The sequence below is a fragment of the Oligoflexus sp. genome (assembly GCF_035712445.1).
Lineage (GTDB): Bacteria > Bdellovibrionota_B > Oligoflexia > Oligoflexales > Oligoflexaceae > Oligoflexus.
The window spans coordinates 1-2,607 of record NZ_DASTAT010000088.1; the positions used below are offsets into that span (position 1 = coordinate 1).

A 2,607-nucleotide genomic window follows, 5' to 3' on the forward strand; every position below is an offset into this window, starting at 1 on the left:
TCCTCGGCCAGGTTTTTAAAGTCGAGGTCAGGAAGCTTGAGCTTCTGACTGAGAACGGCAAGATCCTGCTTGATAAGGTCATCGAGCATACGCACGCGATTCGTTATCTGCGCGCCTTCGTTCTTCAACTGCTGACCCACGCCTTCCACGCGATCCATCTGCGCCTGCGCCTTGTCTTTGATCGCATCCAGGTTGGCCAGAGCCGCCTGAATCTGGGTCGGATCCTGAGGCGCCTTGATCGCGCTGACTTCAGCTTTGATCTGCTGGAAATCGCTGGCCTTGGGCAGACCCGCGAGCATTCCCTGCACCATCTGCTGGCGGTTACTCCAATCGCCTTCGATCTGCAGGATCGCCTGGTGTGACGGCAGATCATCCCAGTTGATGTCTTTCAAAGGATTATCGAGGCGGTTTTCCTTCAGAACGTTCATGGCATTCGCCACGACTTCATCCTTGACGGGAATCAAAAACTCCTGGGCTTTCTCCATGGCCCCGGGACTGTCCGGTCCCAGCGGGGGTGGCGGCAGGACTCGTCCGGGTTTCGCGCGTTTTGAGCGGATTTGGATGTCCTGCATCGTGGCATCTTCCACGATGATCTTGCTGCGCAAAAGTCCGGGTGCTCCGAGGTCAAAGCGCATTTTCGCGACTTCAAGTCGATTGAATTCAGGAGCCTCGGGATCGGTCATCTCGACTTTTTGAATTTCGATATAAAGACCGCTGATGCTGGTCTTCAGACTTCCGATGTTCACTTCCGCGCCGTTGGCATCGGTCGCCAGTTTTTCCATGACCCAACGCAGCTGCTGATCGAGCAAAAGAAATGTATAAAGCACCAAAGCCAGAAGACCAAGGACCAGGGGCACACCAAATTTCCAACGAATGAGACCGCCATAGGATTTCATGTTCTCACCTCAAGGGGGGTTCAGGCGCGTAGCGAGCGGCGAATGGCCAGACTCAAACCAATCCAGACCGGCAAAAGCATGAAAGCGAGCAGAGTCGCGCCCATCACCATGGAATTGTAAAAGCGGGTCCATGGAATCACGGGCGCGTTGTACATCTGCGTCCAGAGTCCGCTGAGTGAGGGTTCCCGCAGGACTTTCAAACCCAGCGCATCAATCCCCGCATCCAGTCCCACCATGCCGAGCGCCCAACACGATGCGGCCACGATAGCCAGAAGCAAAAGGGGCAGCCGCAGGATGCAGAGGCTCAAAAGCAGCAGCACCAGGTGCAGGCTGCCCAAGCCGGGCGAGAAACCCAGCCAACTCCCGTAGATGAAGGTCAAAATCAATTGAATGACCGAAACGCCGTTCGGAACGATCAAACTCCGACCAGGAAAGGAAAACGCCATCCCTTGGCTCCTGTAATGCTTGGAATATTTTTCAGGATACCAAGGTAACATACGGTTTCCCATGGCCAAAGAACAAAAGTTCGAAAGCCCTAAGGATTCATGTCTCTTACCAAAACCCCTCGGTACGGAAAACAACCTCAAGTTTCGCCAATTTTGTGCCGATACCAAGATCCAACGTGGAACTTACTGCTTGCAGCCCCGATCAGAGGATGAGAATGCGCTGTAAAAATCTTATCGTCGGCACCCTATTCCTTGCAGTGCTGACAGCTTGCGGCGACCCCGAGCCTGTTTCCACCGGAACCAGGACGCCGGGGCTCAATCGTTCGGCGGGGAATCAGCAGCCGGTTACGACAACGACGACCCCAGGTGATGCGACCAAGGGGCAAACTGCGTTGACGACCAGTTGCAATACCTGCCACGGCAAATCCGCTCATGCTCTTGTCAAAACCGATGTCGGAAGCATGGATGCAGCGGGCGGAAAATCCTATCACAGCAGTGTAGCCGCCGTTTTCACAAGCAGTGGCAACGATATTAAAGCTTATTTAGCGACACAGTGATTTCTATCGAGGGGGCAAGGTCAATGAAGGTTTTAAGTCTGGCTGCACTTATTTTGGTCTCGGTTGCTTGTAATAACGCGGCGCCGACAGCGACGGCCTATAAAGAGCAGCTCGGTGCTCCTGCTGCGGTTACTGGAGGCAACAATACACCTACCGGTGATGCTGCCAAGGGTCAAACGGCTCTGGCCGCTTGTACGGGTTGCCATGCTGATGGCGGTGCTGCGCATAAGCTCGTCGCAGCTGATGCCGACTCCATTGGGAATGGCGATGCGGGAAAAAATCCTATACACAATAGCGTTCCTCAGGCCGCAAAGGATGCCTTTAAGAATAATTCTCTCGATATGGCTGTATTCTTGAAAGGTGGTTCGACGGGCGGAACTACCCCCGCAGGAGGAGATGCAGCTGCCGGCGAAGCTCTTCTCAAAGCCCAATGCGAAGGTTGCCACAATCCTGACGGCACAGGCATGGGCCCAGTTCTCGACCAATTCGCTAACCTGGCTGGTCAAGAGGCAAAGCCGATTCATGCTGGTGTTGCTGCCAGCTTCACAGATGCCACGAAGAAAGCTGATATCGAAGCCGCATTGAAGGCCCGTAAATAATCAAAATCCCAAAATGCCCCAGTAACCTGGGGCTAAAACCTCATAATTCTCAGAGCTTACACACAAATCTAAAGCTTGACTCCGCATCTATTAGCATGTATTTATGGCA

At 53.7% G+C, this 2,607-nt stretch carries 4 protein-coding genes; 2 read left to right on the forward strand and 2 right to left on the reverse strand.

Annotated features, from left to right (window positions below):
* On the reverse strand, positions 1-896 hold an 896-nt coding region (locus VFO10_RS19280; RefSeq protein WP_325143213.1), incomplete at its 3' end, for a hypothetical protein.
* A gap of 20 nt (positions 897-916) precedes the next feature.
* A complete protein-coding gene (locus VFO10_RS19285) occupies positions 917-1,342 on the reverse strand; it encodes a hypothetical protein (protein ID WP_325143215.1) in 426 nt (141 codons plus the stop codon).
* 215 nt (positions 1,343-1,557) lie between these two features.
* Here VFO10_RS19285 and VFO10_RS19290 point away from each other — a divergent pair, with 215 nt between their 5' ends.
* A complete protein-coding gene (locus VFO10_RS19290; protein WP_325143217.1) occupies positions 1,558-1,899 on the forward strand; it encodes a hypothetical protein in 342 nt (113 codons plus the stop codon).
* A 23-nt stretch (positions 1,900-1,922) separates the two neighbouring features.
* Positions 1,923-2,498, forward strand: coding sequence for a c-type cytochrome (locus VFO10_RS19295; RefSeq protein ID WP_325143219.1), 576 nt, complete (start codon positions 1,923-1,925; stop codon positions 2,496-2,498).
* Positions 2,499-2,607 lie beyond the last annotated feature (109 nt).

Excerpts from the sequence above, each read along its gene's own strand:
- VFO10_RS19285 (WP_325143215.1), bottom strand. The coding sequence starts at position 1,342 with ATGGCGTTTTCCTTTCCTGGTCGGAGTTTGATCGTTCCGAACGGCGTT.
- VFO10_RS19290 (WP_325143217.1), top strand. The coding sequence starts at position 1,558 with ATGCGCTGTAAAAATCTTATCGTCGGCACCCTATTCCTTGCAGTGCTG.
- VFO10_RS19295 (WP_325143219.1), top strand. The coding sequence starts at position 1,923 with ATGAAGGTTTTAAGTCTGGCTGCACTTATTTTGGTCTCGGTTGCTTGT.